The following is a 13,091-nucleotide window of genomic DNA, read 5'->3' as shown; positions in this document are numbered from 1 at the left end:
CGTGCCCCTTCAGTACACTGGAACGCCCCATGCCCAAAACCATCCTCATCACCGGCACCTCGACCGGCCTTGGCATCCGTATCGCCATTCAGGCAGCACAAGCCGGTCACAGTGTCTATGCCACGATGCGCAACCTCGACAAACGCGCAGCCCTCGATGCTGCGGCGCAAGAGGCTGGCGTGACCTTGAATGTCCTGCCGCTCGACGTGCAGGACAGCGCCAGCATCACCGCAGCCGTTGATCACATCATGCAGGCCGAGGGGCGGATCGACACACTGATCAACAATGCAGGTGCGGGGTTTGTTCGCTCGACCGAACAGGCCAGCGAGGCGGACATCAACTGGGTGATGGACGTGAATTTCACCGGTGTCGTGCGCTGCACCAAGGCGGTGATCGGGCATATGCGCACGGCGCGCAGCGGGCATGTCATCAACATCTCGTCCGTCGGCGGGCTGGTGGGGCAGCCCTTCAATGAAATCTACTGCGCCGCGAAATTCGCGGTCGAAGGGTATACCGAGGCGATGGCCTCCTACATCACGCCCAGCTTTGGCGTGAATTTTACCTGCATCGAACCGGGCGGCATCGCCTCTGACTTTGCCGCCAACGTGCTGAAACACGTCGCCGATACGGGCGGCATGCTCGAGGATGAGTATCTGCCGATCCTGCAAAAATACATTGGCGGGGCCGAAACACGGCAAGGGGGCGACATCTACCAGACCGCCGATCAGGTGGCAGAGGTGGTGATGAGGTGTGTCGAGGCGGCAGACCCACCTATTCGCGCCCGCACGTCCCAATGGGGCGAAGATTTTTGCGCGCTCAAGACCGATCTCGACCCGGACGGCAAGAAGCAGCAGGCAAAGGTCATCGAACAGTTCCTGACCTGACGCAAAAAGGCCCGCCAGTGGCGGGCCTTCGGCATTGGATGTGGGGGCCTTTTACTTGGCGAGCGAGTCGCGGATTTCCATCAGGATATCCAGCTCGCTCGGGCCTGCGGGGGCCTCTTCCTTGGGCTCTTCGGGCGTCTCGGTCGCGGCTTTGACCTTGTTGACGTAACGCACCAGCATGAACACCACGAAGGCGATGATCAGGAAGTTGATAATCGCCATGATGAAGGCACCATAAGCGAACACGGCCGCCCCGGCCTCGCGTGCGGCCTCCAGCGAAGCGCCCTCGGCCACATCGCCCGACAACACGAAATACATGTTGGTAAAGTCGATCCCGCCCATGAACAAACCGATGAACGGGTTGATCAGATCGGCGACCAGCGACGATACGATGGCGGTAAAGGCCGCGCCGATGATGATACCGACGGCCATGTCCATGACATTGCCCTTGGCGATGAAGTCTTTGAATTCGTTAAGCATAGTTCGTCCCTTGTTGGCTACTGCGCATCGTTTTTCAGCGTGACCGTGCGCATGTGAACACCTGTTAACACATGATCTCACAGGACAAAGGGTATTTTGACGGGGAAAACCGCCTATCTGTGCCCCCTAACTCAATTGGAGATGCCCATATGGCCGACCTCAGCAGCTTTGCGATCACGCAAAAATGGACCCCGCAAAACCCGGATGTCCTGCAACTGTTTTCTTTCCCGACCCCCAACGGGGTCAAAGCCTCGATCGCGCTTGAGGAAATGGAGATCCCCTACGAGGCGCATCTCGTCACGCTGGCCGATGCCGATGTCAAAAGCGCCGAGTTCCTGTCGCTGAACCCCAACAACAAGATCCCGGCGATCATCGACCCCAACGGCCCCGACGGCACGCCCGTCGGGCTGTTCGAATCCGGTGCGATCCTGATCTACCTCGCGGAAAAATCGGGCAAGCTGATCGGTGACACGGCCTCCGACAAGGCCAAGACGATCCAGTGGCTGATGTTCCAGATGGGTGGCCTCGGGCCCATGCTCGGGCAGATGGGCTTTTTCGTAAAATTCGCAGGCTCCGAATGGGAGGACAAGCGCCCACAACAGCGCTACGTCGCCGAAGGCAAGCGCCTGCTCGCCGTGCTCGACAAGGAACTGAGCGACAAGGACTGGATCACCGGCCAATACTCCATCGCCGACATCGCCATCGCGCCCTGGCTCAACGCGCTGAACTTCTACGGGGCCAAAGAGATGGTCGGCTGGGACGATCACAAGAACCTCGTCGCCTATCTCGACCGCTTCATGGCCCGCCCCGCCGTGGAAAAGGGCAAGAACATCCCACCCCGGCCCTGATCATCTTCTGACCTCAAATACCACGGGGGAGACCGTAGGCCGGGGGCAGAGCCCCCTGAAACAAAAGCGTGGCGCAGCCTCATTCAGGTCGCGCCACGCATCCCCGCACTGATCTTTTCCGCCATCATGATCACGGGCGCATTCGTGTTGCCCCCGACAAGGCGCGGCATCAGCGACGCATCGACAACACGCAAACCGTCAACCCCGTGCACCAGGCCCGCCGGGTCCGTCACCGCCATCTCGTCCCGCCCCATCCGACAGGTGCCGACAGGGTGATAAATCGTATCCGCACGCGCCCGGATATCCGCCTCAAGGGCTGCATCACTACCGTCATGGGGATAAAGCCGCATGCCGCGCCAAGGGTCCAGCGGCGCACCGTCCAAAATCGCCTCCATCTGACGCGCCCCGGCCATCAGCACCTCCAGATCACGCGCATCGCTCAAATATCCCGGATCGATCCGGGGCGGGCGTGCAGGATCCGCCGATAACAACCCCACATGCCCCCGGCTGTGGGGCCGCAACACGCAGACATGGCAGGAATAACCAAAGCGGAAATGGATCTTGCGCATGTGCTGATCCACGATACCGACGACAAAATGCAATTGCAGGTCCGGGCGCTCCACGTCCGGTGCCGATTTCAGAAACGCACCCCCTTCCGCAAAGGGTGAGGCAAACAGCTCCGTGCCATCCTTGCGCCAGCGCATCCCCGCCTTGGCCAGATCCATCAACCCTTTCGGGCCCAGCCCCACCACATCGTCGCGCTTGGAATGGTAACTCAGGATGTAATCCAGATGGTCCTGCAGGTTCTGCCCCACCCCCGGCGCTTCGCACTTTACCTCGATCCCATGGGCGGCCAGTTCGTCACGCGGTCCGATCCCGGACAGCATCAACAACTGGGGCGAGCCAAAGGCACCGCCGCACAGGATCACCTCGCGCCCCGCCTCCACCAGCTTGACCTGACCGCCATGTTTGATCCGCACACCAATGGCACGGCCATCCTGCATCTCGACCTTCTGAGCCATGGCCCGGGTCATCACCGTCAGGTTGGCCCGCGCGCGCACGGCATGCGGCAGATAGGCGGAGGCGGCCGAACACCGCTCACCACGGGACGCACCGCCATGATGCTGGGTCACCTGATAGAGGCCCACACCCTCCTGCTCAGAGCCATTGAAATCGTCACGCACCGGCACCTGCATCTGCGCCGCCGCCTCGACAAAGGCGTGGGTGATAGCACGCGGCTCCGACTGATCGGCCACCTGCAGCGGGCCGTCACCCCCGTGCAACTCGTCACCGCCGCGCACATTGCCTTCCGCCCGCTTGAACCACGGCAGAACCGACGCCCAATCCCAGCCCTCGGCCCCTAGTTCCGCCCATTCATCATAGTCGCGCGCATGGCCCCGCACATACAGCATCGCGTTGATCGCGCTGGAACCACCCAACGCCTTGCCACGCGGCTGATAGCCCCGTCGCCCGTTCAGGCCAGGCTGCGGCTCGGTCTGGAATGCCCAGTTGTTGATCCTGGGACGGCCCGAAATCATGCCCGCCACCAGGGCAGGGGCACGGGTAAAGATGTCGCGACCGTTCCCGCCCGCCTCGATCAGGCAGACAGATACCGACGCATCCTCGCTCAGACGCGAGGCCATCACACAGCCCGCCGATCCGCCCCCGACAATCACGTAGTCATATTTCACGGCCCATCCTCCCTCACGTTGACCCTACAAGGCCAAAGGTCGGACACAAGCGTGACCCTGGGTCGGTGGGCGGGCGTCTTTCGGGCCGCATGGCCCGGAACAGAGCCGCCCGCCGACCTATCCCGGCAGAGTGCCAGTCAGCACATAGCGCAGGATATCGACCACCTGACCCGGCTCCTGCGCCACGGCCAGGGCCGCCGCATCCACTTCCTTCAACGCATGGGCATGATCGGGCCCGTGCAGGATGATCAACGACTTGCCCAGCGCCGCCGCATAGCCTGCGTCAAAGGCCGCGTTCCACTGCTTGTACTGATCGCCAAAACGGACAACGACCACATCTGCGTCCGCAATCCCCTTGCGAGTGCGGATCGCATTGACCATCGCACCCTTGTGGTCGTGCCAGTACTTGTTCGGCTCCGCCCCCAGAATCTCGACGCCGCAATCGTCGCTCGCACCGTGATCCGTGACCGGCGCGGAAAAGGTCACGTCCAACCCCTGCGCCCCATCAATGATCTGTTCGCGCCAGTCAGTGTGGATTTCACCGGAAAGATAAACGTTCAGCATGGGGTAGGCTCCTTTGGTCTAGTGCTGCACAACCTGCAACTTGCCAGCACAAAAGCAAGGGTCAGACAGCGCGGGCCACCACAAAATGGCTTGGCGGACGCACCGGATAGTTCCCCGTCTCGATGATGTCAAAGCCTGCCGCAGTGATCTGCTGCTCCAGCCCTTCGATCTTTTCGAACCGCACAAACGGGGCCTTGCCCATCCATTGCATCAGCGGGATCAACCGGCGCATCAACCCGAACTTGAACCCAAGCGACCGCTCACCGATGCATGGCGTCTTGGAGATGAACAGCCCCCCCGGCGCCAGCAACTGATGCACCCGCGCAAAGGTGGTCGGCACATCCTCGACCAGGTGAAACAGGTTGAACCCCATCACCACGTCAAAGCTGCCCTTGCGCAGGCCTGGGTCGAACACGTCCGCCTGCAGGAACGTCACATTGTCAGCAGGCGGGCGGGCATGGGCCTGTGCGATCATGCCGTCAGAAAAGTCTGTGGCGGTGATGTGATGCACATGCGGTGCCAATTGCAGCGCCGTGCCCCCGGTGCCGCAGCCCAGTTCCAGCACGCGGGCGTCCGGTTTCAGATAGGACCGGACCCGTTCGAGCGTCTGCTGATAGGCCTGCATGTCCGATATGGGTTGGGCAGCATATTTCGTGGCCAGACCATCCCAGAATTTTGCATTGGGTTTCATCGGGTATCTCCTTCACCAGCGCATATATATCGATCGCCAAACACGGTGAATTGACGAAATCCGCAAGGCAAGCATACAAAAACGCATGGATAATGGATTCGACTGGAATCGCATGCGCGCCTTTCTGGCGACGGCGGAAACCGGGTCACTGTCAGCTGCGGCGCGCCAGCTCAGGCTGACACAGCCCACCCTCGGGCGGCAAGTCACCGCGCTGGAACAAGAACTGGGCCTCGCCCTGTTCGAGCGCACGGGCCGCGCCCTGCAATTGACCGATGCGGGCCGCGACCTGCTGGACGAGGCGCGCACCATGGCACAGGCTGCTGATCGCATTGCGTTGCTAGCGCGGGGCCGCGCACAAGCGCTCGAAGGCGCCATTCGCGTCACCGCATCGGATATGATGAGCGCCTATATCCTGCCCGACATCCTCGTACGCCTGCGCGGCATGGCTCCGCGTCTGCGCGTGGATGTGATCGCCGCAAATGACATCCGGGACATCCTGAAACGCGAGGCCGACATCGCCATCCGCCACGTCCGACCGACCGAACCCGACCTGATCGCCCGCCGCATCGGCGACAGCAGCGCGAGCCTGTTTGCCGCCAAATCTTACATCGCAGCGCGCGGACAGCCCGCAACGCTGGATGACCTCTGGCAGCACGACTTCATCTCGATGGGCGACGATACCCTCATGGTCGCCGCCATGGCCGAGCGTGGGCTGCGCGTGAACCCGGACAACATGCACACCGGCTCCAACAGCGGGATCACCACGTGGGAACTGATGCGCAAGGGCTTTGGCCTGTTTCCGATGTCCGACCACATCGCCGCCCAGTTTGACGACATCGTGCCAGTCCTCGCGGATGTGACGCGCCTCAGCTTTCCCGTCTGGTTGGTCACCCACCGCGAATTGCACACCAGTCGCCGCATCCGTCTGGTGTTCGATCTGCTGGCCGACATGCTGTCGGAGACATGACAGCGGGCAAGGTCACCCCTGCCCGCCCCGTCAGTCAAACTGCATCCGCCAGAACAACGGCCCCTCATGGCCGCGCATCTGGCGCAAGCGGCGTGCGGTGGCCCGGCTGATGCGCGGCACACCCCGACGGCGGTCCGTGACCGTCAGAAAGGCCGGCACCTCCCGCGTCGCTTCGAACCCGAAGGACTTTGGCAGACTGGTGTAGAGCGACCGAGGCGGGCCAGAACCCCAGATCCCCTTCAACACCATGCCGAGCGCAGGTGTGTGCATCCAAACCGACCGCAGCGCCAGCCGGTCGCGCAACAGCATCAGCACCGCCAGCATCAGCGCACGCGGCCACAGCTTGGCATAGCGCGCCAGCACCGCCTGCTCATAGGCGCGTGTGGCGATCAGATCGCGCGACCGCGGCGCGTTATGCTCCAGGTCCTCCCGCTCCCAAGTGACAAAGCGCAACCAATCCGACTGCACCTCTTCGATCAGCGCCTCGCCCGTGGCGATGTCGATATCCAGACGCGCCCAGGCCAATGTGGGCCTTCCATCCTTGCGCACCGGGTGGAACGACTCCTCGAACTTGTGGCGCACGTCATCGCGGAAGTACCGGCCCATCAGTGCCGCGTGATCAGATGGGAAACCCATCTGCACCACAAGGTTCGCGCCTGGACGGGTGATCTGGTAGTCCTCCCACAGATCGAAGGTCAGCTCGAAGTCGTGCCAGTCGCTCTCGCAAATGGTGGCCAGGGCTGCACTTGCCGCCGCACCCACATCGGGCAGGCGCAAGGCACGGTCCGCATAGGCCAGGGCCAGCACATCCGCGCGGCGCACCACACCGCCCGAGCGCGCGACAAGCGGGCGCAACAGGGTGCGATCCAGATGACGGGCCAAACGCCCCGCCTTCAGCGCTCGCACAGAGGCATCATCGCCCATGTGCTGCGCCAGCAGCCACGCGGCTTCGCGATCGGTGTAGTAGTCAAAGGGCAGAACCTCCGGCAGACTGTGCCGGATGGTGCCAACGGCATCCAAGTGCATCGGAAAAATCCTCGGGAAAACAGGGCAGGCGCCCGTCCGAGGGTGTCGGCGGGCAATCAAGTCAGGGCGAAGATGCCCGGTATCGGTCTGGCTGGTGCACGCATTTGCGGCCTCCATCGGGTTGATTGCTGGCGGGTGCATACGAAAGGGGCCTGAGTCGCCTCAAGCCCCTTTTGATAACGGTCGCGTCCGGCGTGGCGCTTGCGCCACAGTGCGGGCCTAGCCGCGCAATGTCCCACCGGTCGCCTTGGTGACCTTGTCGATTACCTTTTGCGCCACGGCCTCGATCTCGGCATCTTTCAGCGTCGCGTCCTTGGGCTGCAAGCGCACGGTCAGGGCGAGGGATTTCTTGCCCTCTCCCAGTGAGCCGCCGATGAATTCGTCAAAGATGCGCACATCCTCGATCAGCGCCTTGTCGGCCCCCATGGCCGCATTGACCAGCGTCAGCGCCTCGACTTGCGTGTCGACGACAAAGGCAAAGTCACGTTCGACCGCCTGTAGATCGCTGATCGCAAGCGCGCCCTTGTTGGCGCCGGACTTGCGCGGCATCGGGATTTCGGCAGGCCAGAGGGTAAAGGCCATTGCAGGCCCCTTGATGTCCATCGCCGCCAGCACGCGGGGGTGCAACTCGCCGTAAATGCCCAGCACCTTCTTGGGGCCAAGGCAGACCTTGCCGTGACGGCCCGGATGCCACCACTCTTCAGCGCCGCGCATGATCTGCACCTTGGCGGGGGCGCCCATGGCGGCCAGTACCGCCTCGGCGTCGGCCTTCACATCGTAGACGTCCACCGGGCGGGACGCGCCATGCACATCCTTTGGCCCTGTCCGTCCGACCAACAGGCCAGAAACCAGCAAATGCTGCTCGCCCGGCTCACCACCGTGAAAGGCCGGGCCAACCTCGAACAGGGCGACATCCATGAACCCGCGCGCCTGATTGCGCGCAGCGGCCTGCAACAGGCCGGGCAGCAGCGCGGGGCGCATATGGCTCATATCGCTGGAAATCGGGTTCTCCAGCATGGTCGCATCATTGCCACCTCCAAACAGGGCGGCGGACGCCTGATCGATAAAGCTGTAGGTCACGCATTCATTGTAACCCAGTGCCGCAGCCGTGCGGCGCGCGATCTGCTCGCGGCGCTGCATGGGGGTCATCACCGGCTTGGGCACACCGTTGGTCATACGCGGCAGCGGGCGGCCTTGCAGCTTGGTCAGCGACGCAATGCGCGCGACCTCTTCCACCAGATCGGCCTCGCCCATCACATCCGGGCGCCAGCTTGGCACGTGCGCCATGTCGCCCTCGAGGCGGAAACCCAGGGCCGTCAGCGTCTGACGCTGCTCGCTTTCGGGGATGTCCATGCCCACAAGGCTTTGCACCCGTGCGGCGTTCAGCTTGTATGCGCGGGACGTGTCGGGAATGGCCCCGGCCTGCACACGGCTCGACACTTCGCCACCCGCATGTTCCACGATAATCTCGCAGGCCAAATCAAGCCCAACGGGCGTGAACTCGGGGTCGATCCCGCGTTCGAACCGGTAGCGCGCATCCGAATTGATCTTGAGGGCGCGGCCCGTATAGGCCGTGCGGATCGGATCGAAATAGGCCGCCTCGACAAACACATTCACCGTCTCGGACGTGCAGCCCGAGTGCAGGCCACCCATGACGCCCCCGATGCTTTCAGGGCCGTTGGCATCCGAAATCAGGGTCATGTCGGGCTGGAATGTGTATTCCTTCTCATCCAGACCGACGAGCGTCTCGCCACCTGCCGCGCGATGTACGCGCAGGGCGCTGCCAGCGATCTTGTCAGCGTCAAAGACGTGCAAAGGGCGGTTGCGGTCGTAGGTGAAATAGTTGGTCACATCGACCAAAAACGAAATCGGGCGCAGCCCGATGGCGCGCAGGCGGTCCTGCATCCATTGCGGGCTTGGTCCGTTGGTCACGCCGCGGATCATACGGCCGAAAAAGACGGGGCACTGATCCAGCGTATCATCGTCAATGGTCACGGTGACAGGGCACGGGAACGCCCCCTCGATCTGGCTTGCGGGCGCAGCCTTCATCGTGCCCAGACCACGGGCCGCAAGGTCAAGCGCAATGCCCCGCACGCCCAGCGCATCGGGGCGGTTCGGCGTGATCGCGATTTCAATCACCGGGTCCACCTTGGCCGGGTCATTCTCGGCCAGCCAGTCGACGAACCGGTCCCCGACCTCGCCCGAGGGCAGCTCGATGATACCGTCATGCTCGTCCGACAGCTCCATCTCGCGCTCCGAGGCCATCATGCCGAAACTCTCGATGCCGCGGATCTTGCCCACGCCGATGGTGGTGTCGATGCCGGGCACGTAAACGCCGGGCTTGGCCACGACCACGGTGATGCCCTCGCGCGCATTGGGGGCGCCGCAAATGATCTGCTTCATGCCCTCATCTGTGTTGACCTGGCAGACGCGCAGGCGGTCGGCATCGGGGTGCTTTTCCGCACTCACCACCTTGCCGATGGTAAAGTCCGCCAGCTTCGCGCCCCGGTCGTCGACCCCTTCGACTTCCAGTCCAAGGTCGGTCAGCGCATAGGTGATCTCGTCCACCGTTGCGGTGGTATCGAGGTGCTGCTTGAGCCAGCTGAGCGTGAATTTCATGGGAGCGTCCCCTGCATTCCAGTACGGGCCTGCAATGGCAAAGATCGGGCCAAGGTGCAAGCGCAGGGCAGCGAACGCTGCACCTTGCGTGTCAGGGATACACCGGCGCCCGGCCCAACAACTCGTCCAACTGCCGTCCGATCCAGCCATGGGGAATGAAATGCCCACCCGGATGGGTGTCGAGCGCCACCAGATTGCCACCCGCACAGTCGTGCCATTCGGTCCGTGTGAGCGTCAGGAAATCCACCACCGACCAGTCACCCTTGGCCTCGGCCACTTCAGTGCAGCCCAGCCGATCCCGCCACAACTGCACGGGGTAGGTCGTGTCGTTGCCAGGGCCATATGGAAAATCCAGCACGTTGTCCTTTAGCCCATGCACATGCCGCACCTCTTGCGGCGCACCTGCGCAATCTTCGGACTGGTTGAGAACCCCAGAGATACCCAGCAGCGCGCGCACGTTCATCTCGCTGCCGCGATCACAGGCCACGCGCCACGCCATGATCGACCCATAGGAATAGCCCGACAGGAAAATGTTCCCACGATCAATAGGATAGCGCTTGGCCACATCCTCCAGCACCTCTTGGGCAAAGGCGACATCCTCTGTCTCGGGCGACCACATGTTCCAGGTCTTGCGATTGCCATTGGGGGCGATCAGCAGCACCCCGCGTCTGCGCGTGGCACCCGAAATCCGCTGATGTTGCACAGGCAAGGCCCCGGTGCGCTGCCAGCCATGGAAATGGATCAGCACGGGCATTGCGCTCTCGCCGTCCCACCCATCGGGTTCTTTGACGTGGTACGACCTGTCGCCGACTGCGCAGGGTACATCCAACTGGCAATCACGTTGCCACGGACCCATGGCGGCGGCGGGGGCAGCCCAAAGGGCAAGCAATGCAATCAGGTATCTCATCCGCCGCACGCTACGCCACCGTGCGGTGGTGTCACGTCAAATTATCGTGGTCGCTTGTGTTGCGCGTCTTGATGGCCTCGAGCCAGCGATCAATCAGCAGAATGGGGGCCAGCACAATGGTCCAGCCCGCCGCGTTCAGGACGGTGAAGGTCAGCTTGAGGCCCGTGTCCATATCAGACCGCCACAAGAAAATGTGAGCGACGACGATCACGGTGGCGAGTGTGAGGACAATCCATTTTCGCATAGCAGGCCACGTAGCGCTGAGAGAAGGGTGCACAATTGATGTTTAGCCTTGAATTTTCCGATGAACGAGCAGCGCAGTTGAGCACGTAGGAATCCTCCACGCAAAGAGCAGACATGCTCTACGAAGTTTCGTGTGATCCGTTTGGAAATCTGCGCCGTCTTAATGTGCTGCAATCTGCAGTCCCGCATTCTTGCGGACACGGTTTTGCATTAAGTCTGACAAACTTTTGTAGGTGTTTTCAACCTCGTCAATCTGGGCGGCTGCTTGTCGCATTTCGTCTTCATCGGACAAGCCGCCAAAGTCCCGAAAAAGGTCGTAGCTTCGTGCTCGAAAGCAGGAATAGCTGTGGTCGCTCACTTTTTTGCTAGCCTCAACTTCACCGAGTACGAATAGTTTCTTCTCTAGCAGCATAAAGTCACGCATCAAATTTTCGTAGGCTGTATCCGAAAAGTGGCTGTAATCCCCCAAACATCCACGTTTGAGTTCTGCTGCAACTTGCAGCGATTTCGCAAACTCAGACCTAACCTCTTGGGCGATTTGCGTGCGCCGATCCTCTCTCTTTTGCCAACGATAGACGCACGTAGCAACAAACAATGAAAACGCTAGCGCAAAAACTGAATCCAGGTCGTTCAGTAGACGTATTACCCCACCAAAGTCTTCATATATATTTTGGCTAGCGGTCATCGTTGAGTTAGCGGCTTAGGCCGCCATGCAGCGTCGGCACATCCAAAGAGGCAAAGCCATAATGGCGCAACCATCTGAGATCGCTATCGAAGAAGGCGCGCAGATCGGGGATGCCGTATTTCAGCATCGCAATACGGTCGATCCCCATACCAAAGGCAAAGCCTTGCCATTCGTCCGGGTCGATCCCGCCTGCTTTCAGCACATTGGGGTGGACCATGCCGGAGCCGAGAATCTCGAGCCAATCGTCGCCCTCGCCTACCTTCAGCGTTCCACCTTCCCATGAGCAACGAATATCGACCTCGGCGGACGGTTCGGTGAACGGGAAGTGCGAGGCGCGGAAGCGTAGTTCGACGCCGTCCACCTCGAAGTAGGATTTCACGAACTCCTCGAGCACCCATTTCAGGTTCGCCATCGAGATGTCCTTGTCGATGGCAAGGCCCTCGACCTGATGGAACATTGGGGTGTGGGTCTGATCGTAATCCGCGCGGTAGACACCACCGGGGCAGATGATGCGCGTCGGCGCGCCCGTGGCCTCCATCGACCGGATCTGCACAGGGCTGGTATGGGTGCGAAGCACGTGGGGCGGGCGATTGTCGCCCTCGGCCCGGTGCATGTAGAACGTGTCCATCTCGGCCCGGGCGGGGTGGTGGCCGGGGATGTTCAGAGCATCAAAGTTGTACCAGTCGGTGTCGATGCGCGGCCCCTCGGCAACGCTGAACCCCATCTCGGCAAAGATGGCGGTGACCTCTTCGCTCACCTGGCTGATCGGATGGATCGTGCCCTGGCGCGTGGCGCGGGTGGGCAGGGTAACATCCAGCCATTCCGACCGCAGGCGTTCGTCCAGTGCGGCATCGGCCAGCCCGGCCTTCTTGGCGGTCAGCGCGCTGTTGATTTCATCCTTCAGCGCATTGAGCGCCGGGCCAGCAACCTGACGTTCCTCGGGCGTCATGCGACCCAGCTCGCGCATCTTCAGCGCCACCTCGCCCTTTTTGCCCACGGCAGAGACGCGGATATCCTCCAGCGTTGCCTCATCCGCAGCGTCCGCAATCAGGGTCAGATATTTGGATTTGAGATCGTCCATGACGTGCTCCTTTTGGCTGCCCTGCTATCACAACACATGGCGATGGCAAACACTGCCCACGCGCAACACAGCCGTTTCGCGATCAGATTCAACCCATACGATATTTGGACAAGTTCCCGTTGCGAGACACATCATATTGTGTACCTTACATACACATTTGTTGTAACTGAGTTCAGGATCCGTAATGAAACCGACCATGTATTCCCACCGTTTGAAATCGGTTTTGCAGCAAACGGTACGGGAGCTGGGGCTGACGGTTGTGCTGGACGATGGTCAATCCGAATTAGACCTGCTGGAGAACGAGGCAATGATGCGCGAAACAGCGGCATTGCTGGGGATACAAGTCCATGTCGAACAGCGGGATTCAGGCGTTTCGGTGACGTTTTTCAACTGAGAGTCATTTTA

General features: G+C 61.5%; 14 protein-coding genes. 4 read left to right on the top strand and 10 right to left on the bottom strand.

Annotation, left to right across the window (positions count from 1 at the left end):
• Positions 1 to 29: 29 nt before the first annotated feature.
• Positions 30 to 884, top strand: coding sequence for an SDR family oxidoreductase (locus ACMHLQ_RS14720; RefSeq protein WP_415401452.1), 855 nt, complete (start codon positions 30 to 32; stop codon positions 882 to 884).
• Between the two features lie 51 nt (positions 885 to 935).
• Here ACMHLQ_RS14720 and mscL read toward each other — a convergent pair whose 3' ends face one another.
• Positions 936 to 1,364 (bottom strand): large conductance mechanosensitive channel protein MscL, encoded by a 429-nt coding sequence (gene mscL, locus ACMHLQ_RS14715; RefSeq protein ID WP_415401451.1) that lies wholly within the window; start codon positions 1,362 to 1,364, stop codon positions 936 to 938.
• A gap of 149 nt (positions 1,365 to 1,513) precedes the next feature.
• Between mscL and ACMHLQ_RS14710 the strand changes: the two genes are divergently transcribed.
• Entirely contained in the window at positions 1,514 to 2,212 is a 699-nt protein-coding gene (locus tag ACMHLQ_RS14710) for a glutathione S-transferase family protein (protein ID WP_415401450.1), read from the top strand.
• A gap of 83 nt (positions 2,213 to 2,295) precedes the next feature.
• On the opposite strand, the gene ACMHLQ_RS14705 is transcribed toward ACMHLQ_RS14710, so the two are convergent.
• The 3 genes from ACMHLQ_RS14705 to ACMHLQ_RS14695 all read right to left on the bottom strand — a co-directional run bounded on the left by ACMHLQ_RS14705 (position 2,296) and on the right by ACMHLQ_RS14695 (position 5,158).
• Positions 2,296 to 3,903, bottom strand: a complete 1,608-nt coding sequence (locus ACMHLQ_RS14705) for a GMC family oxidoreductase (RefSeq protein ID WP_415401449.1) — start codon at positions 3,901 to 3,903, stop codon at positions 2,296 to 2,298.
• Between the two features lie 117 nt (positions 3,904 to 4,020).
• Positions 4,021 to 4,467, bottom strand: coding sequence for a YtoQ family protein (locus ACMHLQ_RS14700; protein WP_415401448.1), 447 nt, complete (start codon positions 4,465 to 4,467; stop codon positions 4,021 to 4,023).
• A 61-nt stretch (positions 4,468 to 4,528) separates the two neighbouring features.
• Positions 4,529 to 5,158: a class I SAM-dependent methyltransferase gene (locus ACMHLQ_RS14695; protein WP_415401447.1), complete on the bottom strand. Its 630-nt coding sequence runs from the start codon at positions 5,156 to 5,158 to the stop codon at positions 4,529 to 4,531.
• Positions 5,159 to 5,243: 85 nt separating this feature from the next.
• Between ACMHLQ_RS14695 and ACMHLQ_RS14690 the strand changes: the two genes are divergently transcribed.
• Positions 5,244 to 6,125, top strand: coding sequence for a LysR family transcriptional regulator (locus tag ACMHLQ_RS14690; protein WP_415401446.1), 882 nt, complete (start codon positions 5,244 to 5,246; stop codon positions 6,123 to 6,125).
• 30 nt (positions 6,126 to 6,155) lie between these two features.
• Here the strand turns inward: ACMHLQ_RS14690 and ACMHLQ_RS14685 are convergent, their stop codons facing one another.
• The 6 genes from ACMHLQ_RS14685 to pheS form a co-directional block, all read right to left on the bottom strand.
• A complete protein-coding gene (locus ACMHLQ_RS14685; protein ID WP_415401445.1) occupies positions 6,156 to 7,151 on the bottom strand; it encodes a hypothetical protein in 996 nt (331 codons plus the stop codon).
• Positions 7,152 to 7,370: 219 nt separating this feature from the next.
• Complete coding sequence (gene pheT / locus ACMHLQ_RS14680; protein WP_415401444.1) at positions 7,371 to 9,770, bottom strand: phenylalanine--tRNA ligase subunit beta; 2,400 nt, start codon at positions 9,768 to 9,770, stop codon at positions 7,371 to 7,373.
• A 91-nt stretch (positions 9,771 to 9,861) separates the two neighbouring features.
• Positions 9,862 to 10,677, bottom strand: coding sequence for an alpha/beta hydrolase family esterase (locus tag ACMHLQ_RS14675; protein ID WP_415401443.1), 816 nt, complete (start codon positions 10,675 to 10,677; stop codon positions 9,862 to 9,864).
• A 31-nt stretch (positions 10,678 to 10,708) separates the two neighbouring features.
• The gene (locus tag ACMHLQ_RS14670; RefSeq protein ID WP_415401442.1) at positions 10,709 to 10,921 is read right to left on the bottom strand and encodes a phenylalanyl-tRNA synthetase subunit beta; all 213 of its coding nucleotides are present in this window, start codon (positions 10,919 to 10,921) and stop codon (positions 10,709 to 10,711) included.
• 159 nt (positions 10,922 to 11,080) lie between these two features.
• Positions 11,081 to 11,605, bottom strand: a complete 525-nt coding sequence (locus tag ACMHLQ_RS14665) for a hypothetical protein (RefSeq protein WP_415401440.1) — start codon at positions 11,603 to 11,605, stop codon at positions 11,081 to 11,083.
• Between the two features lie 7 nt (positions 11,606 to 11,612).
• Positions 11,613 to 12,686 (bottom strand): phenylalanine--tRNA ligase subunit alpha, encoded by a 1,074-nt coding sequence (gene pheS, locus ACMHLQ_RS14660; RefSeq protein WP_415401438.1) that lies wholly within the window; start codon positions 12,684 to 12,686, stop codon positions 11,613 to 11,615.
• A gap of 184 nt (positions 12,687 to 12,870) precedes the next feature.
• Here pheS and ACMHLQ_RS14655 point away from each other — a divergent pair, with 184 nt between their 5' ends.
• A complete protein-coding gene (locus tag ACMHLQ_RS14655) occupies positions 12,871 to 13,080 on the top strand; it encodes a hypothetical protein (protein WP_415401437.1) in 210 nt (69 codons plus the stop codon).
• The last annotated feature ends 11 nt before the right edge of the window (positions 13,081 to 13,091 follow it).

It is taken from the genome of Tateyamaria algicola, assembly GCF_047715485.1.
GTDB lineage: Bacteria > Pseudomonadota > Alphaproteobacteria > Rhodobacterales > Rhodobacteraceae > Tateyamaria.
This window is presented reverse-complemented; position numbering and strand designations above follow the sequence as displayed.

Bases quoted from the DNA above. Each gene is read 5' to 3' on its own strand.
- pheS (WP_415401438.1), bottom strand. From the start codon at position 12,686: ATGGACGATCTCAAATCCAAATATCTGACCCTGATTGCGGACGCTGCG.
- ACMHLQ_RS14665 (WP_415401440.1), bottom strand. From the start codon at position 11,605: ATGACCGCTAGCCAAAATATATATGAAGACTTTGGTGGGGTAATACGT.
- mscL (WP_415401451.1), bottom strand. From the start codon at position 1,364: ATGCTTAACGAATTCAAAGACTTCATCGCCAAGGGCAATGTCATGGAC.
- ACMHLQ_RS14710 (WP_415401450.1), top strand. From the start codon at position 1,514: ATGGCCGACCTCAGCAGCTTTGCGATCACGCAAAAATGGACCCCGCAA.
- ACMHLQ_RS14670 (WP_415401442.1), bottom strand. From the start codon at position 10,921: ATGCGAAAATGGATTGTCCTCACACTCGCCACCGTGATCGTCGTCGCT.
- pheT (WP_415401444.1), bottom strand. From the start codon at position 9,770: ATGAAATTCACGCTCAGCTGGCTCAAGCAGCACCTCGATACCACCGCA.
- ACMHLQ_RS14695 (WP_415401447.1), bottom strand. From the start codon at position 5,158: ATGAAACCCAATGCAAAATTCTGGGATGGTCTGGCCACGAAATATGCT.
- ACMHLQ_RS14720 (WP_415401452.1), top strand. From the start codon at position 30: ATGCCCAAAACCATCCTCATCACCGGCACCTCGACCGGCCTTGGCATC.
- ACMHLQ_RS14685 (WP_415401445.1), bottom strand. From the start codon at position 7,151: ATGCACTTGGATGCCGTTGGCACCATCCGGCACAGTCTGCCGGAGGTT.
- ACMHLQ_RS14700 (WP_415401448.1), bottom strand. From the start codon at position 4,467: ATGCTGAACGTTTATCTTTCCGGTGAAATCCACACTGACTGGCGCGAA.
- ACMHLQ_RS14675 (WP_415401443.1), bottom strand. From the start codon at position 10,677: ATGAGATACCTGATTGCATTGCTTGCCCTTTGGGCTGCCCCCGCCGCC.
- ACMHLQ_RS14690 (WP_415401446.1), top strand. From the start codon at position 5,244: ATGGATAATGGATTCGACTGGAATCGCATGCGCGCCTTTCTGGCGACG.
- ACMHLQ_RS14655 (WP_415401437.1), top strand. From the start codon at position 12,871: ATGAAACCGACCATGTATTCCCACCGTTTGAAATCGGTTTTGCAGCAA.